23 protein-coding genes are annotated in these 21,901 nt (G+C 65.0%); 14 read left to right on the top strand and 9 right to left on the bottom strand.

Going from position 1 to position 21,901, the window contains the following annotated elements; translation table 11 throughout:
• Positions 1-29 precede the first annotated feature (29 nt).
• Both phnD and phnC read right to left on the bottom strand, forming a co-directional pair.
• Positions 30-938: a phosphonate ABC transporter substrate-binding protein gene (gene phnD, locus FIU91_RS11415; protein ID WP_093010117.1), complete on the bottom strand. Its 909-nt coding sequence runs from the start codon at positions 936-938 to the stop codon at positions 30-32.
• Between the two features lie 53 nt (positions 939-991).
• Positions 992-1,813, bottom strand: a complete 822-nt coding sequence (phnC, locus tag FIU91_RS11410) for a phosphonate ABC transporter ATP-binding protein (protein ID WP_093009967.1) — start codon at positions 1,811-1,813, stop codon at positions 992-994.
• Between the two features lie 196 nt (positions 1,814-2,009).
• Here phnC and FIU91_RS11405 point away from each other — a divergent pair, with 196 nt between their 5' ends.
• A complete protein-coding gene (locus tag FIU91_RS11405; RefSeq protein ID WP_152462537.1) occupies positions 2,010-2,318 on the top strand; it encodes a hypothetical protein in 309 nt (102 codons plus the stop codon).
• 19 nt (positions 2,319-2,337) lie between these two features.
• Here the strand turns inward: FIU91_RS11405 and FIU91_RS11400 are convergent, their stop codons facing one another.
• The 5 genes from FIU91_RS11400 to FIU91_RS11380 all read right to left on the bottom strand — a co-directional run bounded on the left by FIU91_RS11400 (position 2,338) and on the right by FIU91_RS11380 (position 6,874).
• A complete protein-coding gene (locus FIU91_RS11400) occupies positions 2,338-3,024 on the bottom strand; it encodes an ABC transporter ATP-binding protein (protein ID WP_093009965.1) in 687 nt (228 codons plus the stop codon).
• On the bottom strand, positions 3,021-3,770 hold the full coding sequence (locus FIU91_RS11395; protein WP_152462536.1) for an ABC transporter ATP-binding protein: 750 nt from the start codon (positions 3,768-3,770) through the stop codon (positions 3,021-3,023). The genes FIU91_RS11400 and FIU91_RS11395 overlap by 4 nt, the downstream gene beginning before the upstream one ends.
• A complete protein-coding gene (locus tag FIU91_RS11390; RefSeq protein WP_152462535.1) occupies positions 3,763-4,746 on the bottom strand; it encodes a branched-chain amino acid ABC transporter permease in 984 nt (327 codons plus the stop codon). The genes FIU91_RS11395 and FIU91_RS11390 overlap by 8 nt, the downstream gene beginning before the upstream one ends.
• Positions 4,743-5,663: a branched-chain amino acid ABC transporter permease gene (locus FIU91_RS11385; RefSeq protein ID WP_093009962.1), complete on the bottom strand. Its 921-nt coding sequence runs from the start codon at positions 5,661-5,663 to the stop codon at positions 4,743-4,745. The genes FIU91_RS11390 and FIU91_RS11385 overlap by 4 nt, the downstream gene beginning before the upstream one ends.
• An 80-nt stretch (positions 5,664-5,743) precedes the next feature.
• Positions 5,744-6,874: an ABC transporter substrate-binding protein gene (locus FIU91_RS11380; RefSeq protein ID WP_152462534.1), complete on the bottom strand. Its 1,131-nt coding sequence runs from the start codon at positions 6,872-6,874 to the stop codon at positions 5,744-5,746.
• 225 nt (positions 6,875-7,099) lie between these two features.
• Here FIU91_RS11380 and FIU91_RS11375 point away from each other — a divergent pair, with 225 nt between their 5' ends.
• Complete coding sequence (locus FIU91_RS11375) at positions 7,100-8,485, top strand: NAD(P)-dependent oxidoreductase (RefSeq protein WP_152462533.1); 1,386 nt, start codon at positions 7,100-7,102, stop codon at positions 8,483-8,485.
• 54 nt (positions 8,486-8,539) lie between these two features.
• Positions 8,540-9,844 carry an NAD-dependent dihydropyrimidine dehydrogenase subunit PreA gene (gene preA / locus FIU91_RS11370; RefSeq protein WP_152462532.1) on the top strand — a complete coding sequence of 435 codons (1,305 nt, stop codon included), beginning with the start codon at positions 8,540-8,542 and terminating at the stop codon, positions 9,842-9,844.
• Between the two features lie 170 nt (positions 9,845-10,014).
• Here the strand turns inward: preA and FIU91_RS11365 are convergent, their stop codons facing one another.
• Both FIU91_RS11365 and FIU91_RS11360 read right to left on the bottom strand, forming a co-directional pair.
• A complete protein-coding gene (locus FIU91_RS11365; protein WP_245760196.1) occupies positions 10,015-10,251 on the bottom strand; it encodes a hypothetical protein in 237 nt (78 codons plus the stop codon).
• 35 nt (positions 10,252-10,286) lie between these two features.
• Positions 10,287-10,922, bottom strand: coding sequence for a TetR family transcriptional regulator C-terminal domain-containing protein (locus FIU91_RS11360; protein WP_152462531.1), 636 nt, complete (start codon positions 10,920-10,922; stop codon positions 10,287-10,289).
• Positions 10,923-11,106: 184 nt separating this feature from the next.
• Here FIU91_RS11360 and FIU91_RS11355 point away from each other — a divergent pair, with 184 nt between their 5' ends.
• The 11 genes from FIU91_RS11355 to FIU91_RS11305 all read left to right on the top strand — a co-directional run bounded on the left by FIU91_RS11355 (position 11,107) and on the right by FIU91_RS11305 (position 21,816).
• Positions 11,107-12,357 carry a Zn-dependent hydrolase gene (locus tag FIU91_RS11355; RefSeq protein WP_152462530.1) on the top strand — a complete coding sequence of 417 codons (1,251 nt, stop codon included), beginning with the start codon at positions 11,107-11,109 and terminating at the stop codon, positions 12,355-12,357.
• On the top strand, positions 12,354-12,602 hold the full coding sequence (locus FIU91_RS11350; RefSeq protein ID WP_152462529.1) for a hypothetical protein: 249 nt from the start codon (positions 12,354-12,356) through the stop codon (positions 12,600-12,602). The genes FIU91_RS11355 and FIU91_RS11350 overlap by 4 nt, the downstream gene beginning before the upstream one ends.
• Positions 12,603-12,665: 63 nt before the next feature.
• A complete protein-coding gene (gene hydA / locus FIU91_RS11345; protein WP_093009955.1) occupies positions 12,666-14,126 on the top strand; it encodes a dihydropyrimidinase in 1,461 nt (486 codons plus the stop codon).
• The gene (locus FIU91_RS11340) at positions 14,126-14,773 is read left to right on the top strand and encodes a DUF2268 domain-containing putative Zn-dependent protease (RefSeq protein ID WP_152462528.1); all 648 of its coding nucleotides are present in this window, start codon (positions 14,126-14,128) and stop codon (positions 14,771-14,773) included. Before hydA ends, FIU91_RS11340 begins: the two co-directional genes overlap by 1 nt.
• On the top strand, positions 14,770-15,552 hold the full coding sequence (locus FIU91_RS11335) for an ABC transporter ATP-binding protein (RefSeq protein WP_093009953.1): 783 nt from the start codon (positions 14,770-14,772) through the stop codon (positions 15,550-15,552). Before FIU91_RS11340 ends, FIU91_RS11335 begins: the two co-directional genes overlap by 4 nt.
• Positions 15,549-15,968 (top strand): GNAT family N-acetyltransferase, encoded by a 420-nt coding sequence (locus FIU91_RS11330; RefSeq protein ID WP_093009952.1) that lies wholly within the window; start codon positions 15,549-15,551, stop codon positions 15,966-15,968. Before FIU91_RS11335 ends, FIU91_RS11330 begins: the two co-directional genes overlap by 4 nt.
• A complete protein-coding gene (locus tag FIU91_RS11325) occupies positions 15,965-16,966 on the top strand; it encodes an ABC transporter permease (RefSeq protein WP_152462527.1) in 1,002 nt (333 codons plus the stop codon). The genes FIU91_RS11330 and FIU91_RS11325 overlap by 4 nt, the downstream gene beginning before the upstream one ends.
• An 8-nt stretch (positions 16,967-16,974) precedes the next feature.
• Entirely contained in the window at positions 16,975-17,820 is an 846-nt protein-coding gene (locus FIU91_RS11320) for an ABC transporter permease (RefSeq protein ID WP_152463721.1), read from the top strand.
• A gap of 40 nt (positions 17,821-17,860) precedes the next feature.
• Positions 17,861-18,865: an ABC transporter substrate-binding protein gene (locus FIU91_RS11315; protein WP_152462526.1), complete on the top strand. Its 1,005-nt coding sequence runs from the start codon at positions 17,861-17,863 to the stop codon at positions 18,863-18,865.
• Between the two features lie 139 nt (positions 18,866-19,004).
• Positions 19,005-20,618 carry a thiamine pyrophosphate-binding protein gene (locus FIU91_RS11310; RefSeq protein WP_152462525.1) on the top strand — a complete coding sequence of 538 codons (1,614 nt, stop codon included), beginning with the start codon at positions 19,005-19,007 and terminating at the stop codon, positions 20,616-20,618.
• Positions 20,602-21,816: a CaiB/BaiF CoA-transferase family protein gene (locus FIU91_RS11305; RefSeq protein WP_152462524.1), complete on the top strand. Its 1,215-nt coding sequence runs from the start codon at positions 20,602-20,604 to the stop codon at positions 21,814-21,816. The genes FIU91_RS11310 and FIU91_RS11305 overlap by 17 nt, the downstream gene beginning before the upstream one ends.
• The last annotated feature ends 85 nt before the right edge of the window (positions 21,817-21,901 follow it).

Genomic DNA, 21,901 nt, shown 5'->3' with positions numbered 1-21,901 from the left:
CGGACCGTTCGGGTCGAAAACCCGGTGTCTTAGTTGCCGATCACGGCTTTGCGGGCGTCGATGACCGACTGGTAGGTGTCGTGATCGACCGGCTGGAAGCCGAGCGTCTCGCCAGCGGCGACGTTGTAGGCGCAGGTTTCATCGCGCTCATGCAGACCGTCGACCAGCTCGGTCATGGTGGCCTTCACGTCCTCGGGCAGGGCCTTGCGCAGCACGATGGGGCCTTCGGGGATGACCTTGGACTGCCAGATCTGCACGAGCTCGTTCATGTCGACGAGCCCCGCATCGACGGCCTTGCGCAGTGCGCCCGAATTGTAGCCGTCTTCCCAGTTGCCTTGGGCGTCGGCCCAAGTCACGCCGCCGTCGATATCGCCGTTGGCGACCGCAACGATGGTCTGCTCGTGGCCGCCGGTGAAGACGACGTCGCCGAAGTACGCGCCGGGCTCCATCGTGATCTCCTCACCCGCCTGCGGGATTTCGATCGAGGGGATGAGGTAGCCCGATGTCGAGTTCGGATCGCCGAAGCCGAAGACCTTGCCTTCCATCTCCTCGAGCGAGGTGATGCCGCTATCGACGCGCGCGAAGCCGATGGAGTGGTAGCCGATCGTGCCGTCGAGGTTCACTTTCACCAGAACCGGATCGACCGCCTCGGGGTCCTGCAGATAGGTCGCGGCATAGGCGGATGCGCCGAGCCACGCCATGTCGATGGTGCCGCCGAGGAGGCCCTGGATCACGCCGTTGTAGTCAGCGGGGGCGAAGAGCTTGGTCTCAACACCGAGCGCTTCGGTGGTGTATTCCTGAAGGCAGGCATAGGAGTTCAGGCGGTCCTGGGCGTTCTCGCCGCCAAGGATGCCGATGCGGAACTCTTCGATCTCCTGGGCCTGCGCGGTGCCGACCAGGGCGGTGGTTGCGAGTGCAAGTGCGATGGTGGTCTTCATCATCATTCTCTCCATTGAGGATAGGCCCGCTGGCAGGCGGGCAGGGTACTGGCTCAGACGAAGGCTTTGGCCGTGGCCGCAGCGTCCGGTTGTCTGTCCAGGGTTTCGAGATCGGTGGAGGTGGCGCTTTCGGAGAAATCCGCCCCCGCACCGTAGATGTCGCGTGCGACACCGACCGTGAGCTGGTCGGGCCTTCCGTCGAAGACGACGCGGCCGTGACGCATCCCGATCACGCGGTCGCAATAGCGCCGCGCGGTGTCGAGCGTGTGCAGGTTGGCGATCACCATGCGCCCGTCTTCTTCGTGAATGCGGCGCAGGCTATCCATGACGATCTGCGCGTTCATCGGATCGAGCGAGGCTATGGGCTCGTCGGCAAGGATCATCGCGGGATCCTGCATCAGCGCGCGGGCGATCGCGACACGCTGCTGTTGTCCGCCAGACAGCGCCTCGGCGCGCTTCGGCGCCTGCTCGGCAATCCCGAGACGGTCGAGAATCTCGATCGCGCGGTGAATGTCGGCCTCGGGATAGACGTTGAACATCGTGGCCAGCGTCGAGCGGCGATTGAGCGTGCCGTGCAGCACGTTCGAGACGACGTCCATCCGGGGCACGAGATTGAACTGCTGGAAGATCATCGCGCAGCGCGATTGCCATCCGCGCCGTGCCTTGCCCTTGAGCGCCGTCACGTCTGTGCCTTCGAAGATGATGCGGCCCTCGGTGGCATCCGTCAGCCGGTTCACCATTCGCAGGAATGTCGATTTACCCGCGCCCGATGCACCGATGATGCCGATCATCGCAGGCTTGTCGAATGTAAGGCTCACCGCATCCACGGCGGTGTTCGGGCCGAACCTTTTGGTCAGCGCGTCGATTTCCAGCATGCCTGTCCCCCTAAGCTGGGAGCGAGCTACAGGCGCGATGAGAAAGTTCCGCGACACTTCGGAAAAAGTTTCGCGACAGAAACGTATCGATTGCGTGACGGTCCGGCGGGCTATCGCACGGGCGATAACGGAAAATTCGGGTCTTTTGTTATAAAAGTGTTACATACTGGACTGGTCAGCCCTTAGAGCCCTGAACATGAAGCGATTTGCCATTCCCGTTCTCGCGTGCCTCGCCGCATCGCCCGCCGCGGCGCAGGTGGCGGATGTTCTGTGCGATGCCGAGGATCGGCTCGAACGGAAGCTGACGCTCAGCTACGGGGCTGAACTCACCGGGCGCGGCCTGCGCGCGCCGGACGTGGTTCTCGAGATCTGGACCGGGCCGGAGACAGGCAAGTGGACGCTCGTGCAGAGCTATGCCAATGGGCAATCCTGCATCGTCGCGATGGGAGAGGCTTGGGAAGGGCTGACCCTGTCGGGTGCCGACGGGGCGTCGAAAGATCTCTGACCGCCGGTCGTGGCCACGATCACACCCCGATCAGTCGGCGCGCGGTTTCCTCGTCGAGGGCGTCCATCCGCCCGGACCAGACTGACCGCCCACGCTCCAGAATGACCGCGCGGCTTGCGATCCGGGCCATCTCGCGCAGCGCCTTGTCGATGACGAGGATCGCCATGCCCGAGGAGTGCCCGAGCTCGGCGATGGCCTGCCAGATTTCCTGCCGGACGAGAGGGGCGAGACCCTCGGTCGCTTCGTCGAGGATCAGAAGGCGCGGATTGGTCATCAGCGCGCGCCCGATGGCGAGCATCTGCTGCTCGCCGCCTGAAAGCGATGCCGCCCGCTGATCGCGGCGCTGGCCGAGCTTGGGCAGAAGTTCCTCGACGCGCGCCTGCGTCCACTCTCCGGGCCGCGCCGTCGCGACGAGGTTCTCCGACACCGTCAGATCGCGAAAGCAGCGCCGCCCCTCGGGCACGAGCCCGATCCCGAGCCGTGCGGCGCGATGGCTCGGCAACCGGTGCAGATCCGTCCCGCCGAGCCGCAGCGTGCCCTCCGATGCGATGATCCGGCAGATCGCCTTGACGGTTGTCGTCTTGCCCATGCCGTTCCGGCCCATCAGCGCGACGATCTCGCCCGCATCGATACTGAGATCGACGCCGTGCAGCGCCTGCGTGACGCCGTAGCTTGCGGTCAGGTCTCGAATTTCGAGAAGGCTCATGCATCCTCCCCGAGATAGGCATCACGAACCTCGCGGCTGGCGCGGATCTCCGCGGCGGTGCCGGTGGCGATCACCCGTCCGTAAACGAGAACGCTGATCCGGTCGGCGAGCGCGAAGACCGCGTCCATGTCGTGCTCGACCAGAAGGATGGGCGCTTCGCTGCGAAGGCTGTCGAGAAAGCCCGTGAGAAGCCGTGAGCCCTCGGCCCCGAGGCCCGCCATCGGCTCGTCCATGATGAAGGCGTGCGGGGAGAGTGTCAGGGCGACGGCCACCTCGAGCTGGCGGCGCTGCCCGTGGCTGAGCTCGGCGCAACGCTTGCCGGCATCATCTGCAAGCCCGACGCGCCTCAGCGCTTCCTCGGCCCGCATCCGCAAGTCCGCATCCGAGAGCGCGGGGCGCCAGAAACGCCACGGCTTGCCGCTCGCGCCCATCGCGCCGAGGACCGCGTTCTGAAGGACAGTGTCCTCCATCGCGAGCGCGGAGATCTGGAAGGTGCGGCCAAGCCCCGCCCGTGCCCGTGCCGCCGTGCCCGCATGGGTCACGTCTTGACCCAGCAGCGTGACACTGCCCGCATCGGGCTGGGTGCGCCCCGAGATGAGATCGATCAGCGTCGACTTTCCCGCGCCGTTCGGGCCGATGATGGCGTGGATCTCACCTTGCCTCAGATCAAGGGAAACGCTGTCCGTCGCCTTCAGCGCGCCGAAGCTCTTTTGCAGGTTCGTCGTGGTGAGGATCGGATCAGGCATCGGGCCGTGCCTTTCCGCAAAAGAGCCCGACCACGCCGCCGCGCGCGAAGAGCACGATCATCAACAGGATCGCGCCGAGGATCACGTGCCAGAAATCGGTGATGTCGCCGAGAACATGTTCGAGCGTCACGAACAGACCCGCGCCGATGAGCGGGCCCATCAGCCGCCCGACACCGCCGAGGATGACAAGCACGATCAGCTCGCCCGAGAACTGCCAGGAGAACATTGTCGGGCTCACGAACCGGTTGAGATCGGCGAAGAGCGCGCCCGCGAGGCCGGTCATCATGCCCGAGAGAACGAAGGCCACGAGCTTGAGCCGCACCGGATCGAGCCCGACCGTCTCGACCCTCTGGGGCACCTGCCGCGCGGCCCCGAGCGCAAGGCCGAAGGGCGAACGGGCGAGCCGCCAGAAGACCAGAAGCGCAAGACAGAGGAGCGTCGCGCAGAGGCCGAAGAACTGGATCGGGTCAAGCGTGTTCAGGCCGGGAAAGTCGTTTCGAACATAGATCGACAACCCGTCCTCGCCGCCATAGGCGCGCCAGGAGATCGCGAAGTAGTAGAACATCTGTCCGAAGGCGAGCGTGATCATGATGAAATAAACACCGCTCGTTCTGAGCGACAAAAGCCCGACCAAGACCGCCGCAAGGCCAGATGCGACCAGCGCCACCAGCCAGATCACCGGCATGGACTTCGTGCCCGCGATCTCGAAGCCACCAAGCTGCATCGGCGTATAGGTTTGCGCGTGGAAAGCCAGGACACCCATCGCGTAGCCGCCGATCCCGAAGAAGATCGCATGGCCGAGGCTGACGAGACCGCCCAGCCCGAGCGCGATATTGAGGCCGGTAGCCGCGAGCGCGAGGATTGCGGCGCGCGTCGCGAGCGTGATCGTGAAGGGCTCGTCCATGATCAGCGCCCAGGCGGGCACCGCGAAGAACATCACCAGCACCGCGATGTTGAGGTGGCGTTCGGGGATCATGCGGCCCGCCCAAACAACCCGGTGGGCCGCCAGATCAGAACGAGGCTCATCAGGATGTAGATCGCCATGGAGGCGAGGGCCGACCCGGCCTGCGTCGCCGTCGAGGCGTCGGTGAACAGCTTGAAGATCTCGGGCAGGAAAATGCCGCCCAGCGTGTCCGTGAGCCCGACCAGTAGCGCGCCGATGAACGCGCCCTTGATAGAGCCGATCCCGCCGATCACGATGACCACGAAGGCGAGGATCAGCACCGGCTCACCCATACCGACCTGCACCGACTGGATCGCGCCGACGAGCGCCCCGGCAAGCCCGGCCAAAAGCGCGCCAAGCGCGAAGATGCCCGTGTAAAGCCGTGAGATATCGACGCCCAGCGCCGCGATCATCTCCCTGTCGTCGCGGCCCGCGCGGATCTGCATTCCGATTCTCGTGCGCTCGATCAGTGCCCAGAGCGCGAGGCCCACGGTGAGCCCGATCCCGATGAGCACAAGCCGATAGAGCGGGTAGGCGATGCCGCCCGGCAGCGTCACCGTGCCCGACAGGGCCTCCGGAATGTCGAGGTAGAGCGGAAAGGAACCGAAGACCCAGCGCGTCCCCTCCGAGAAGATCAGGATCAGCGCGAAGGTTGCGAGCACCTGGTCGAGGTGATCGGCGGCGTAAAGCCTGCGGATGACGACCATCTCCACGAGCGCGCCGGCAAGCGCTGCGGCGGCCATCGCGGCGACGAGCGCCAGCAGGAACGATCCGGTCAGCCCTGCGACCCAGGCCGCCGCGAAGGCCCCGATCATGTAGAGCGAGCCATGCGCGAGGTTGATGAGGCCCATCACGCCGAAGATCAGCGTGAGGCCCGCCGCCATGAGAAACAGCATGACGCCGAATTGCAGGCCGTTGATGACCTGTTCGATGACGAGGATCGTGGACATGGAAAGCGGGCTCGGCAGGCGGGTTGGACGGCGGGGTCAGATCGGACAGGCAGGGGCGCGAGGCCCCCGCCCGAGCCGGCTCACATCTGGCACTCGGCGGCGTAGGCGTCCGCGTGATCTTCGAGCGCGGTGCCGATGATGCGGTTGGTGAAGACGTCGTTCTCCTGGATAACCTCGCGCGCATAGATGTCCTGCACCGGGTGGTGGTTCGGCCCGAATGCGAAGTCGCCGCGCGTGCTGTCGAAATTCGCCGCGCGCAGCGCCTCGCGGAAGGCGTCCGCGTCTTCGGACGAATCCGCCACTTCGAGCGCCGAGATCAAAAGGTTCGCTGTATCGAACCCCTGGCTCGCATAGAGCGACGGCAGGCGGCCGTATTCCGCCTCGAAGCTTTCGACGAAGGCGGCATTGGTCTCGTTCTCGATGTCCTTGGACCATTGCGAGGTGTTCACGACGCCGAGCGCGGCGTCGCCTACCGCCTGCAGGATTCCCTGGTCGAAGGAGAAGGCGGGCCCGATCACCGGCAGCTCGACGCCGCTATCGGCATATTGCTTCAGGAACGAGATCCCCATGCCGCCAGGCAGGAAAAAGAAGACGCTGTCGGCACCCGACGCCCGGATCTGGGCAATTTCGGCGGCATAGTCGGTCTGGCCGAGATCGGTGTAGATCTCGCCCGCGAGGTCGCCCTCGTACATCCGCTTGTAGCCGGTCAGCGCATCCTGTCCTGCCGGATAGTTCGGCGCGAGGATGAAGCTGTTGGAGTAGCCCGTCTCGTTCGCCCATGCGCCCGCGGCTTCGTGCAGGTTGTCGTTCTGCCAGGCGACATTGAAGTAGTTCTCGTGGCAGCCTTGCCCTGCGAGCTGCGAGGGCCCGGCATTGGGCGAGAGATAGAAGACGCCTTGCGCGACCGCGCCCGGCACGACCGCCATCGCGAGGTTCGACCAGATGATTCCGGTCATGATGTCCACGCGCTCGGACTGGATCATCCGGTCTGCGATCCGCACGGCGGCATCCGGCGCGCGCTCGTCATCCTCGATGACCATCTCGATGTCGTCACGACCGGCTTGCTCGAGTGCGAGCAGGAAGCCGTCGCGCACATCGATCCCGAGGCCTGCGCCGCCGCCCGACAGAGTCGTGATCATGCCGACCTTCACATCGGCCGCCGCCATCGAGGAGATCGCGCAGAGCGCAGCTCCCAGCATCCATTTCTTCATCTCGTCCCTCCCTGTTTTCGGTGTTGCGGACGATTGTTAGTCGGATGCCGGGCAGGGCGCTACCCCCAGGGATGCGGGCGCATTGACGATTGGTGATGGAAAAACGGGCAATTCGAGCGTCTCGAGGAGCGGCGCAGGCCGGAAAAATGCCCCTGAGAAAATTTACCGTTTGATAAAAAAAATTTCCGTGGCAGGCTTCCTGCAAGAATAAACAGGAGGGAACCAATGGCCGACCCGCTCACGCCGGGCATCGTGCCCGGGCGAATGCCCGGCGACGAGATTGCCGAGAACTTCGCCGATCTGCACAAGCCGCTCGATCCGCACGAGGCGGCCGTCGCCGCCGATCGCTGCTATTTCTGCTATGACGCGCCCTGCGTCACAGCCTGCCCGACCGAGATCGACATTCCGCTTTTCATCCGGCAGATCGCGACCGGACAGGCCGAGGCAGCGGGGCGGACGATATTTGACCAGAATATCCTCGGCGGCATGTGCGCGCGCGTCTGCCCGACAGAGGATCTGTGCGAAGGCGCCTGCGTGCGTGAGATCGCCGAAGGCAAGCCCGTGGAGATCGGCCGCCTCCAGCGCCATGCAACCGACGCGCTGATGGCCCGGCAGAGCCATCCCTATTCCCGCGCGCCCGAGACCGGCAAGCGTGTCGCGGTCGTCGGGGCAGGGCCCGCGGGTCTTGCCTGCGCGCATCGCCTCGCGATGAAGGGTCACTCCGTGACGATCTTCGAGGCCAAGGAAAAGCCGGGCGGGCTCAATGAATTCGGTATCGCCGCCTACAAGTCGACAGATGATTTCGCGCAGAAGGAAGTGGCCTGGCTGGTCCAGATCGGCGGGATTTCGATGGAATATGGCAAGGCGCTCGGTCGCGATCTGTCGCTCGACGGGCTCGCCGCGGAGCATGACGCGGTCTTTCTCGGTGTCGGTCTCGCCGACGTGAACGCATTGGATGTCGACGGCGCGGATCGTGGCGGCGTCGACGCCGCCGTCGATTTCATCGCCGAGCTGCGCCAGTCTCCGGATCTCTCCTCCCTGCCGGTGGGGCGCAACGTGGTGGTGATCGGCGGCGGCATGACGGCCATCGACGCGGGCGTACAGGCCAAGCTCCTCGGGGCGGAGAACGTCACGATCGCCTATCGCCGGGGTAAGGACCGGATGGGTGCGTCGCGCTACGAGCAGGATCTCGCGACGTCCAAGGGCGTGCGGATTGTCTGCAACGCCCAGCCCAAGGCCATTCACGGCAACGGTACCGCCGCCGAGATCGAGCTCGAATACACCGCCGATGACGGGTCGGGACTGAAGGGCACGGGCGAGACCTTGCGCCTGCCGGCGGATCAGGTCTTCCGCGCCATCGGCCAGACGCTGGTTCCGGTAGATGGGCTCGAGATGGATGGCCGCAAGATCAGGGTCTCCGCGACGGGCCGCACGTCGAAAGCCGGGATCTGGGCGGGCGGCGATTGCACGCCGGGCGAGGATCTCACCGTGGTCGCCGTCGCCGAAGGACGCGATGCGGCCGAGGATATTCACGCCGAGCTGATGGGTGTGGCCGCCACTGCGACCGGCGCGCGTCTCGGCGAGGCCGCGCGGGGTGCGGCGGCGGAATGATTGCCGCCCCATCGCTCTGGCACAGAATAACAGATCCCAGGAGGGAACACGGATATGGCTGATCTGACGACCGATTTCGTGGGCATCAAGAGCCCCAACCCGTTCTGGCTGGCCTCCGCGCCGCCGACTGACAAGGAATACAACGTGCGCCGCGCCTTCGAGGCGGGCTGGGGCGGCGTCGTCTGGAAGACGCTCGGCGCCGAGGGACCGCCCGTCGTCAACGTGAACGGCCCGCGTTACGGCGCGATCTACGGTGCGGACCGGCGGCTTCTGGGTCTCAACAATATCGAGCTCATCACCGATCGTCCGCTCGAGGTGAACCTCGAGGAGATGGCGCGGGTGAAGGCGGATTATCCCGACCGCGCCCTCATCGCCTCGATCATGGTGCCCTGCGAGGAAGCCGCCTGGAAAGCGATCCTGCCGCGCGTCGCCGAAACCGGTGCGGACGGGATCGAGCTGAATTTCGGCTGCCCGCACGGGATGAGCGAGCGGGGCATGGGCTCGGCTGTCGGTCAGGTGCCGGAATACATCGAGATGGTCACGCGCTGGTGCAAGGAATATTACGACAGGCCGGTGATCGTGAAACTCACGCCGAATATCACCGACATCCGCAAGCCGGCCGAGGCGGCGCGGAACGGCGGGGCGGATGCCGTCTCCCTCATCAACACGATCAACTCGATCACCTCGGTCGATCTCGATCAGATGTGCCCGCAGCCGACCATCGATGGCAAGGGAAGCCACGGCGGCTATTGCGGCCCGGCGGTCAAGCCGATCGCGCTGTCGATGGTGTCGGAGATCGCGCGCGCCGAGGCGACGCGCGGCATGCCTATCTCGGGTATCGGCGGCGTGACGACCTGGCGCGATGCGGCGGAGTTCATGGCGCTTGGCTGCGGCAACGTGCAGGTCTGCACCGCTGCGATGACCTACGGGTTCCGCATCGTGGAGGAGATGACACGCGGTTTGTCCGCCTGGATGGATGAGAAAGGTTATACCAGCACCGCAGAGATCGTCGGCCGCGCCGTGCCAAATGTCACCGACTGGCAATATCTCAATCTTAACTACGTCACGAAGGCGCGCATCGACCAGGATGCCTGCATCCAGTGCGGCCGGTGCTACGCGGCGTGCGAGGACACCTCGCACCAGGCGATCGCGATGAAGCCCGGTCGCGTGTTCGAGGTGGTCGACGAAGAATGCGTTGCCTGCAATCTCTGTGTGGACGTCTGTCCCGTCGAGGACTGCATCACGATGGTCGAACTGGAGCCAGGGGCCACCGATCCGCGGACGGGCCGCGTGGTCGAGCCCGAATATGCCAATTGGACGACCCATCCGAACAACCCCGCGGCACAGGCGGCGGAGTGACATCGCTCCCGTCCTGGTCGTGCGCAAGACGCGCAGTCGGGACGGGAGTGGCGTCAGCGGCGTCATGGGAAGCGGTAGATGATGCTGTCGCACGGGCAGAAAGTTGCCCAAGATTGATAAAATTAGATAATTTTATCAATACGATCTTAGATAAGATCGTCATTAACGGGTCATACATGAACGACCATTCGGCCCGAATTGCAGATCACGATGAATTGCCCCCCGCATTCCAGCAGGTGAAATCCACGCAACTGCACTTCGCGCTTGAACGGCTCCCGTCCGATCATCCGATCCACGTCCCGCACCGATCGCCGCACCACGCCGCCTTTGTGGACGGCCTGGGCCCCGAAAAGCTGAGCCAGCCATTGGTCCCGGGTCTGGCTGGAGGTGACGCGCGTCATCTGCATGGGTCGACCCTACCGCGCGCTACCTGAAGATTTCGTTAATCGGCGCCAGGCTCGAGCATTGGCGCAAAGACCGCATCGACATGCCGCCGTGCGCGCGCCCAATGCGCGTCACGCGGGACAAGCGTGTCGATCTGCGCTTCGAAATCCGCGTAATGCTGCGTCACCGCCCAGATCGTCATCAGGAAGTGCTCCGCGTCTATCGGTGCGATCCGTCGCGTGCTCACCCAGTCTCGAATGAGCGCGCATTTCTCGTCGAAAAGCGGTTTCAGCTCGCTCTCGAGGTGAGGACCCATCCGGGGCGCCCCTTGCAGGATTTCGTTGGCGAAGAGGCGACTTTCTCGCGGCATCGTCCGGCTCATCTCGAGCTTGGCATGGATGTAATCCATGAGCGCGGCTTTCGGCTCCGCGGTCTGGCCGAGTGCGCGCAGAGGGGCGATCCAAGTTTCCATCAGTGCGCCCAGCAGCGCAACGTGGATCGCCTCCTTGCCGTCGAAATAATACAGGATGTTCGGCTTCGACATGCCCGCCCGCTCGGCAATCTGGTCGAGTGTCGCGCCGCGGAAGCCATGCGCCGAGAACACGTCGAGCGCCGCATCGAGGATGCGCGTTCTGTTCCGCTCCTGAATGCGGCTGCGGCCTTTGGCCGGAAGCGGAGTGCCGTCTGCGGCCATAGGGTTATTCCGATGATGACATGTTGTGCAAAGGCGATAAGCTTTAATCAGTCAATCCGGTCTTTCCGTCCCGGGTGAACTTGACAGGACCGGGGGGCATTGCAATCGTGCCTTGACCAAATGGTAAAAAACAGATGCCGCCCCGGTCAAGCAGGGCGCCGGCACGAGACAACAGGGATGTGACATGGCAGCACCGGGCGAGAACCTCAGGATCGATGGCGACCGTCTCTGGGACAGCATCATGGAGATGGCGAAGATCGGCCCGGGTGTCGCAGGCGGCAACAACCGCCAGACGCTGACCGATGACGACGCGAAGGGCCGCGCGCTGTTCCAGTCCTGGTGCGAGGCGGCGGGCTGCACGATGGGCCTTGATACGATGGGCAACATGTTCGCCCGGCGCGAGGGCACCGATCCCGACGCGCTGCCGGTTTATGTGGGCTCGCATCTCGACACGCAGCCGACGGGCGGGAAATACGATGGCGTGCTCGGCGTGCTGGGCGGTCTCGAAGTCGTGCGGACGCTCAACGATCTCGGAATCAAGACCAAGCACCCGATCGTCGTGACGAACTGGACGAACGAGGAAGGCACGCGCTTCGCTCCGGCCATGCTGGCCTCCGGCGTCTTCGCCGGGGCGCATCAACAGGACTGGGCCGAAGACCGGCAAGACGCCGAGGGGAAGCGGTTCGGCGACGAGCTCGACCGCATCGGCTGGCGTGGCGAGGAACCGGTGGGCTCGCGCAAGATGCATGCCTTCTTCGAGCTGCATATCGAACAGGGTCCGATCCTCGAAGCCGAAGGCAAGGATATCGGCGTTGTCACGCATGGGCAGGGGCTTTGGTGGCTGCAGGTCACCCTCACTGGCAAGGACGCGCATACCGGCTCCACGCCGATGGAAATGCGGGTCAATGCCGGGCTCGGCATGGCGCGGATCACCGAGGCGGTGCACCAGATCGCGATGGATCATCTTCCGAATGCCGTGGGCGCAGTGGGGCAGGCAAATGTCTATCCCAACTCGCGCAACGTCATCCCCGGAAAGGCGGTCTTCACCATCGATTTCCGCTCGCCCGACCTCGAGAAGCTGACATCGATGCGCGAGCGCCTCGAACGCGAAGCCGCCGGGATCGCCGAAGATCTCGGTCTCGGCCTCGAGATCGAGCCCGTGGGCCATTTCGACCCTGTGACGTTCGACGAAGGCTGCGTCTCGGCGGTCAGGGATGCGGCGGAACGTCTTGGCTACTCGCATCGAGACATCGTCTCTGGCGCGGGTCACGACGCCTGCTGGATCAACCAGGTCGCGCCGACGGCGATGGTCATGTGTCCTTGCGTCGACGGTCTGTCGCATAACGAGGCCGAGGAGATCACCAAGGACTGGGCGAGCGCCGGTGCGGATGTTCTGATGCACGCGGTCGTCGAAACCGCGGAGATCGTGGAATGAAAATCGTCCTCGGCGTCGCGCTCTGCCTCGTCGCGGCAGGCTGCGGCCGGTTCGGCGGAGGCGGGGGTGGCGATGGACCACTGCGGATCCTGGCCGACGGCACCGCGATCCTGAGCGACACGTCCGAGGCGCAGCTCATCGTCGATGCGCGCGGCTGCCAGTCGGTCGTGCCGGCGAATGGCGGCCCTGCCGAGCCTGTCACCGATGCGGACGGCAACCAGGTCTGCATCGATGCCGGCGCATAGCGCGCGCAACCTGACTTCTCCGCATGCCCCGGCGCATGCGCGGCAACCAAAAGGGAGAGCCCCATGACCAAGGTCATCAAGAACGGCACAATCGTCACCGCCGACCGCACCTGGAAGGCGGACATCCTCATCGAGGGCGAGACGATCAAGCAGATCGGCGAAGACCTCAAGGGCGATGAATATATCGACGCCGAAGGGGCTTACGTGATCCCCGGCGGGATCGACCCGCATACCCATCTCGAGATGCCCTTCATGGGCACCACCGCCGCCGAGACCTTCGAGACAGGCACCTGGGCGGCGGCCTGCGGCGGCACGACGATGCTCGTCGACTTCTGCCTGCCGGGCGCGGATGGCTCGATCAAGAACGCGATCAACGAGTGGCACCGCAAGTCGGCGCCGCAGATCTGCTCGGATATCGGCTACCACATGGCGGTGACGGGCTGGAACGAGACGATCTTCGATGAGATGAAGGACGCCGTCGACATGGGCGTCAACTCGTTCAAGCATTTCATGGCCTACAAGGGCGCGCTGATGATCGAGGACGACGAGATGTTCGCCTCGTTCAAGCGCTGCAAGGAGCTCGGCGCGCTGCCGATGGTCCATGCCGAAAACGGCGATCTTGTCGCGGACATGCAGCAGCAGATGCTCGAGCAGGGCATCACCGGCCCCGAAGGTCATGCCTATTCGCGCCCTCCCGAATTCGAGGGCGAGGCCGCGAACCGCGCGATCACCATCGCCGATGCGGCGGGCGTGCCGCTCTACATCGTGCACGTCTCCTGCGAGCAGGCGCATGAAGCGATCCGCCGTGCACGCCAGAAGGGGATGCGCGTCTACGGCGAGCCGCTCGCGCAGTTCCTGACGCTCGACGAGAGCGAGTATTTCAACAAGGATTGGGACCATGCCGCGCGCCGCGTGATGTCGCCGCCGTTCCGCAACAAGGAACATCAGGACAGCCTCTGGGCCGGTTTGCAGGCGGGCTCGCTGCAAGTGGTCGCAACCGACCATGCAGCCTTCTCGACCGAGCAGAAGCGCATGGGCGTCGGCGATTTCACCAAGATCCCGAACGGCTCCAACGGCCTCGAAGAGCGTCTCGGCGTCCTGTGGACCGAAGGTGTCGAGACGGGCCGCCTGACGATGAACGAATTCGTCGCGGTCACGTCCTCGAACGTTGCCAAGATCCTGAACATCTACCCCAAGAAAGGCGCCATCGTGGAAGGTGCGGATGCCGATATCGTGGTCTGGGATCCCTCCATCACCAAGACGATCAGCGCCTCCAATCACCATTCTATCCTCGATTACAATGTCTTCGAGGGCTTCGAGGTGAAAGCGCAGCCGCGCTACACGATCAGCAGGGGCGAGGTCATCTGGGCCTGGGGTCAGAATTCCCAGCCGCAGCCCGGTCGCGGCCGCTTCGTGCCGCGTCCGGCCTTCCCCTCGGCGCATACGGCGCTGTCGAAGTGGAAAGCGCTGACCGCGCCCAAGCAGATCCACCGCGACCCGATGAACATTCCGGCGGGGATCTGATGCCCGACCACTGGATCGTCCATCTCGCCGATGCGCGCGGTCGGCTTTCCCCGAAGGAAGCCGAGATCCGCGACGCCATCGACCGGGCCGAGGCGCGAGTCCTCGAAGCTGGAGGGATGTCCGATATCGACATCATCGTGGAGGACATCCCGGGCGGCGTCATCGAAGAGATGGGCCTTGCGGGCTTCTCGCCCTCGGGCTGGACGATCCGGCTGATATGCGATCCCGGCAATCCAAATTTTGAAGGCAATCTCGGCGAACCTTTGGAGCGTATGATCGCGCACGAGGCGAACCATACGATCCGCTGGCGCACGCAGGGATATGGCCGCACGCTCGGCGAGGCATTGGTCACCGAGGGGCTGGCTGGCCGCTACGTGCACGCGATCTTCGACAGCGCGCCCGAGATATTCGAAGCGCCGCGCGACGGTGATCTCAATGCGCTCGGCGATGCGCTGGAGCAATGGGCCGCGCCTTTCGATCACGCCGAATGGTTTTTCGGCACGAAAGATCGCCCGATGTGGCTTGGATACAGACTCGGGTATCGGATCGTGGCGCAGCACATCGAGGCGACCGGGACCCCGGTGCGTGACTTGACCGATGCGCCCGCCGCCGAGTTCAAGGACAGCGCAAGGAGACTTGCCGCATGACTGCCCAACCCGTGATCCGTGCCAAGGATCTCAACCTCACGTTCCAGACAAATGACGGCCCGGTTCATGCGCTGAAGGATGTCGACCTAGACGTGTCCAAAGGCGAGTTCGTCTCCTTCATCGGCCCGTCGGGCTGCGGCAAGACCACGTTCCTGCGCTGCGTCGCGGGGCTCGAGACGCCGACGGGCGGTAGCCTGACCGTGGACGGAATGACGCCCGATGAGGCCCGCAAGGCGCGCGCTTACGGCTATGTCTTTCAGGCGGCGGGGCTTTATCCCTGGCGCACCATCGGCGGCAATATCCGCCTGCCGCTCGAGATCATGGGCTATTCGTCCTCCGAGAAGGCGCGGCGGGTGAAGGAAACGCTGGAACTCGTCGATCTGGCAGGATTCGAGAAGAAATATCCCTGGCAGCTTTCGGGCGGGATGCAGCAGCGCGCCTCGATTGCCCGCGCGCTCAGTTTCGACGCGCCGATCCTTTTGATGGACGAGCCCTTCGGTGCGCTCGACGAGATCGTGCGCGACAGGCTGAACGAGGAGCTTCTGAAGCTCTGGGACCGGACCCAGAAGACCATGCTCTTCGTGACGCATTCGATCCCCGAGGCGGTGTATCTGTCGACCAAGATCGTTGTGATGAGCCCGCGTCCGGGCCGCATCTCGGACGTGATCGATAGCCCGCTGCCGAAAGAGCGCCCGCTCGATATCCGCGACAGCCGCGAATTCATCGAGGTCGCGCATCGCGTCCGCGAGGGCCTGCGCGCCGGTATGGAGGTGGCATGATCGTGCGGCCCGTCACCCAGGAGGATGTGCCCGCCTGCGCCGCCATCGTCCGGCGCTGGCTCGACAGCATCGACTGGATGCCGGCCTCGCCCAGCGAAGCAGAGCTGCGCGGCTATCTTGCCGAAGGGTTTCCGAACCGCGAGGTCTGGGTCTACGGCACACCGGCCGAGGGGTATCTCTCGCTCGATCCCGAGCGCTGCCACATCAGCGGCTTTTACGTAGCAGAGCCGGGCCGGGGCCGGGGGCGCGCGCTGCTCGACCGGGCCAAGTCGGGCCGCACGCGGCTCAGCCTCAACAGCCACGAGGCGAACGAGCAGGCGCATCGCTTCTATGCCCGTGAAGGGTTTGTCGAAGTGGCCCGCGGGCTCGAGGGCAATGACGGTATTCCCGAGATCCGGATGGAGTGGCGCGCATGAGCAATACCGCCCCACTTGCAGCGCAGGGCGCAGGTGTCGGCCGGTCGGGGCGGGTCGCGCTCTGGGCGCGCGGTTTCTCGCGCGGGCTCGCGCCGGTTCTGACCGTCGTCGCGGCGATCCTCGCGCTCTGGTATCTCGCCTGCATTCCGATGAACGCGCCGCAATCGGTGCTGACGGCCTCGCGTGCCGATATCGCGGTCGACCCTGAAAGCCCGTCCGACCGGCGGGGCATGTCGGGCACTGCGCTCGCGCTTCGCAATCCCGGCGTCGCCTTGAGCTATGCCTATGTGCAGGACCGCCCCAAACTGCCCGCGCCGCACCAGGTGGCGGTGGAACTCTGGAACTCGACCGCCGTTCTCGCGCCGACCTCGCCGCGCAGCCTGATCTACCACGCCTGGGTGACGCTCTCGGCCACCGCGCTCGGCTTTGCCATCGGCACGGGGCTGGGCATCCTTCTGGCGGTCGGGATCGTGCATAGCCGGGTCATGGACATGAGCGTGATGCCCTGGGCGATCATCAGCCAGACGATCCCGATCATCGCCATCGCGCCGATGATTATCGTCGTTCTCTATTCCGTAGGAATACAGGGCCTGATCCCGAAGGCGGTGATCTCGGCCTATCTGTCCTTCTTCCCGGTGATCGTCGGCATGGTGAAGGGCCTCAGAAGCCCCGATTCCATGCAGCTCGACCTTCTCCGGACCTATGGTGCGAAAAAATCCGAGATGTTCTGGAAGCTGCGGCTGCCTTCGTCGATGCCCTATCTCTTCGCCTCGCTGAAGATCGGTTTCGCGGCCTCGCTCGTGGGCGCGATCGTGGGGGAATTGCCCACGGGCGCGAGCGCGGGGCTCGGCGCACGGCTGCTCGCGGGCAGCTATTACGGGCAGACGATCCAGATCTGGTCCGCGCTCTTCGCCGCGGCGATCCTCGCGGCCCTGTCGGTCGGGCTGATCGGCGCGCTCGAGCGCGTGCTTCTGCGGCGCATGGGGATGCAGGAATGAGCGGCGGTATGATCCTCATCGTCTTCGCGCTCATCCTCTGGGCGGCGGGCTGGGCGCTCAACGCGCGGCTCGCGCATGGGCCTGTCTCTCAGACCCGCGCAGCGCAGATCGCGGTGCCGGTGATCTTCGGGCTCACGCTCATCGCCATGTGGGAGCTGATCGTGCGCGGGCTCGCCGTGCCGGGCGTGATCCTGCCCGCGCCAAGCGCGATCGCGGCGACCTTCGTGGCGCAGGCGGGCACGCTTTGGGAGGATTTCGTCCAGACCTTCGTGAAAGGCGCGCTTTCGGGCTTCGTGATCGGCTGTCTTGCCGCGTTTGCCTTCGCGATCCTCGCCGACCGGACGGAATTTCTGCGCCGGGGCATCCTGCCTGTCGGGAATTTCATGGCGGCGCTGCCTATCGTCGGCACCGCGCCGATCCTGGTGATGTGGTTCGGTTTCGACTGGCACTCCAAGGCGGCGGTGGTGGTCGTGATGGTGTTCTTCCCGATGCTGGTGAACACGGTCGCGGGCCTTGCCGATACGAGCGCGATGCAGCGCGACCTGATGCGAACCTACGGCGCGGGCTACGTCCAGACGCTGGTGAAGCTGCGGCTTCCCGCGGCGATGCCCTTCATCTTCAACGGGCTCAAGATCTCGACCACGCTGGCGCTGATCGGGGCCATCGTTGCCGAATTTTTCGGCTCTCCGATCCGCGGTGTCGGCTTCCGCATCTCCACCTCGGTGGGACAGCTTGCGCTCGACATGGTCTGGGCGGAGATTGTGGTCGCCGCGTTGGCGGGCACGCTCTTTTACGGCGCGGTCGCCGCGCTCGAGAAACGGGTCACGTTCTGGCACCCGTCGCACCGGCACTAGAGATGCCGGGCGGAAGACAGGACCGACAAGGAGGTAAGACATGAAAAGAACATTGATCGGAGGGGCCGCCGCGTTCAGCCTGCTCGCGCCACTCGCGCATGCCCAGGACATGGACGAGGTCACGCTGCAGCTGAAATGGGTCACGCAGGCCCAGTTCGCAGGCTATTACGTGGCCGAGGATCAGGGCTTCTACGAGGAAGAGAATCTCGACGTGGAGATCAAGCCCGGCGGGCCCGACATTGCGCCCGAACAGGTGATCGCGGGCGGCGGGGCCGACGTGATCGTGACCTGGATGGCAGCGGCGCTGGCCGCGCGCGAACGCGGCGTGCCGCTGGTCAACATCGCACAGCCCTTCGCCACCGGCGGGCTGCAGCTGACATGCCTCAAGGAAACCGGCGTCGAGACGCCCGAGGATTTCCCGGGCCGCACGCTTGGCGTCTGGTTCTTCGGCAACGAATACCCCTTCTACGCCTGGATGGCGCAGCTCGGCGTCGGCACCGATGGCGCGGACGAGGACGGCGTGACCGTTCTGAAGCAGGCCTTCAACGTCGATCCGCTTCTGCAGGGGCAGGCCGATTGCATCTCCACGATGACCTATAACGAATACGGTCAGGTCCTCGATGCAGGCTATACCGCCGAGGATCTCGTGAACTTCAACTATCTCGAGGAAGGCGTCGGGATGCTCGAGGACGGCCTTTATGTCCTGGAGGAAGATCTCGAAGATCCCGAGTTTTCCGACAAGATGGTGCGCTTCGTGCGTGCTTCGATGAAGGGCTGGAAATGGGCCGAAGAGAACCCCGAAGAAGCCGCGCAGATCGTCGTCGACAATGACATGACCGGCGCGCAGACCCTCGAGCACCAGACCTACATGATGGGCGAGGTTGCCAAGCTGACCGCGGGCTCCGACGGTGGGCTCGATCCCGAGGATTACCAGCAGACCGTGGACACGCTTCTGTCGGCGATCTCCGAGGAAAACCCGGCGATCACAGAGGAGCCGGGCGAAGGCGCCTGGACCCATGACATCACCGACCAGGCGCTGAACTGATTGGGTGACCTGCAACGCGCCGCCGCCGGAGAGATCCGGCGGCGGTTTCGCTTTGCCACGTTTCGGTGAGGCCGCGTGACCCGGCTTGCCTTTCGCGCCCCGCTTCCGTCTTGTTCGGCCAGATGCGAAAGGCCCTGACATGACCAAAACGCGCGCCGCCGATATCCTTGCTCGACGCCTCTACGATGCGGGCTGCCGGCACGTCTTCGGCATGCCCGGCGGCGAGGTGCTGACGCTGCTCGACGCCTTCGAGGCGGCGGGCCTCGGCTTCACCCTTGTTCGGCACGAAAATGCGGGCGGTTTCATCGCGGAAGGCGTGCATCACGTGGACGGCGCGCCCGCCATTCTGTTGGCGACGGTCGGACCGGGTGCGCTCAACGCCATCAATGTCGTGGAGAATGCCCGGCAGGACCGCGTGCCGATGATCGTCGTCACCGGCGCGATCGATGCCGACGAGGCCGAACGCTACACCCACCAGGTGCTCGACCAGCGCGCCGTTTTCGGAGCGGTCTGCAAGGCGAGCTTCACCTTCAGCGCCGGTGCGGCGGAAGTCATCGCGGACAAGGCGGTCAGGATTGCGACCGACGCGCGGCCGGGCCCGGTGCATATCGACGTGCCGGTCTCCGTTGCCGACGCGCCCGCCGAGTCACGTCCTGCCTTGCGCCGCCGCCCTGCGCTGCCCGTGGCCCCTGCGCCGAGCACGGAGTTCGAGGCCGCGCGGCAAGCCGTCGCCGAGGCGAAGCGCCCGCTGATCGTCGCAGGCGTCGATGCGGTGAACGAAGGCGCGGGCGATGCCATCCTTCGCGCGGTGGAGGCGCTCGGCGCGCCGCTCGTCACGAGCTACAAGGGAAAGGGCCTAATCCCGGAGGCGCATGAGCTCTCACTCGGCGGCGCAGGCCTCTCACCCAAGGCGGACAAGCACCTTCTGCCGCTTGTCGCGGGGGCGGACGTGGTCATCCTCGCGGGCTACGATCCGATCGAGATGCGGACCGGCTGGCAGGATGCGGTGGATCCGGGCAGCCAGAGCGTGATCGACATCTCCGCCGCTCCAAACCTGCATTACATGCACCAGGGCAGCGTGAACGTGGTCGGCGGGGTCGGCCCGAGCCTCGATGCGCTGACCGAAGGCGCAGGCCGCGCCTCCGGCTGGGGCGATCGGATCGCCGAAACGAAGGCGGCGCTGTCGCAGGCTTTCGCGCCGGAGCCGGACTGGGGCCCTGGCGTCGTGATCGAGACGTGCCGCCAGGTTCTGCCCGAGACCACCCGCGCCACCGCGGATAGCGGCGCGCATCGCATACTTCTCAGCCAGATGTGGACGACCTACGCCCCGCGCGGTCTCGTGCAATCTTCCGGGCTATGCACGATGGGCTGCGCCGTGCCGCTCGCTATCGGCCTGTCGCTGGCAGCGCCCGACGTGCCGGTCGTCTCCTTCTCGGGCGATGCGGGCTTCCTCATGGTCGCGGGAGAGCTTGCCACCGCGGCGGACCTTCGCGTGCGGCCGATCTTCGTCGTGTTCGTCGACCGCTCGCTTGCGCTGATCGAGATGAAGCAGCGCCAGCGCCAGCTGCCCAATGCCGGTGTCGATTTCGCGGGCACGAACTTCCCCGGCCTCGCGCGGGCCATGGGCGGGCAGGGCGTGCAGGTCTCGTCGCGCGACGGGCTGGAAGCCGCGCTCGCCGAAGCGCTGAAGGCCGATACCTTTACCCTTATCGCCGCGGAGATTGACCGGAGAGTCTATGACGGACGCATCTGAGCCCAAGGGTCCGCTCGCCGGTCTCGTTATCTGCGATCTCTCGCGCATCCTTGCCGGGCCGACCGCGACGCAGCTCATGGGGGATCTCGGCGCGACGGTCATCAAGATTGAAAACCCCAAATCCGGCGGTGACGATACCCGCGCCTGGGGGCCGCCCTATGCCGAGACGACGGACGAAGAGAGTGATCTTTCCGCCTATTTCATGGCCGCGAACCGCAACAAGTTCTCCGTCACCGCGGATATTTCGACAACGGAGGGCGTGGCGCTCGTGCGCGAGATCGCGGCGGCCGCGGACGTGGTCATCGAGAATTTCAAACCCGGCGGTCTCGCGAAATACGGCCTCGATCACGAGACGATGCTGGCGGCGCATCCGGGCCTTGTCTATTGCTCGATCTCGGGGTTCGGGCAGACCGGTCCCAACGCGCATCTCGCGGGCTACGATCTGATGGCGCAAGGCTATGGCGGGATCATGTCGCTCACCGGTGCGCCGGATGGCCCCCCGATGAAGGTGGGCGTCGGCATCGCGGACGTGATGTGCGGGATGTATGCCGCGATCGGCATCCTGTCGGCGCTGAGGCATCGCGACGCGACAGGCGAGGGACAGCATATCGACCTTGCGCTCGTCGATGCACAGATGGCCTGGCTCATCAACGAGGGTACGAATTACCTCACCTCCGGGAAGGATCCGGTCCGGCGCGGCAATGCTCACCCGAATATCTGCCCCTATGATGTGTTCGAGACAGCCGACGGGCATGTCATCCTCGCTGTCGGAAATGACGCGCAGTTCCGCCGCTTCTGCGAGGCGCTGGATGCCGCTGAGACGGCTGCTGACGAGCGGTTCGCAACGAATTCCTCGCGTCTCTCCCATCGCGACGCGCTGACGCCGATTATTTCAGAACTGCTCATTAAGCGGGATACGCGCGACATTCTTGAGCGGCTGTCCAATGTCGGTGTTCCAGCGGGTCCGATCCATACGGTGCGGCAAGCGCTGAGTTCGGATCAAGCCGGTGCGCGCGGGGCGGTGATCACCATGCAGCGGGACGACAGCGTGAAGGGCAATGTGCAACTTCTTGGAAATCCGTTGAAATTCTCTCGCACGCCGGTCTCCTACAGGCAGGCGCCGCCCCGTCTCGGAGAGCATGACGCGGCGCTGAGCGACATTCTGCGACGTGCTATCGGCGCGCGTGGCGCGCGCTGAAACATCCCTGACGGCTGTTCACAAACGCGCGCAAAAGCGCCGGTGCGACATTTTATGACGCCGTTCTATGTCACCACTAAGAGGA

It is taken from the genome of Roseivivax sp. THAF30 (assembly GCF_009363575.1).
Classification (GTDB): Bacteria; Pseudomonadota; Alphaproteobacteria; order Rhodobacterales; family Rhodobacteraceae; genus Roseivivax; species Roseivivax halotolerans.
The sequence above is the reverse complement of the archived record's forward strand: the minus strand, read 5'-3'. Positions and strand labels throughout refer to the sequence as shown.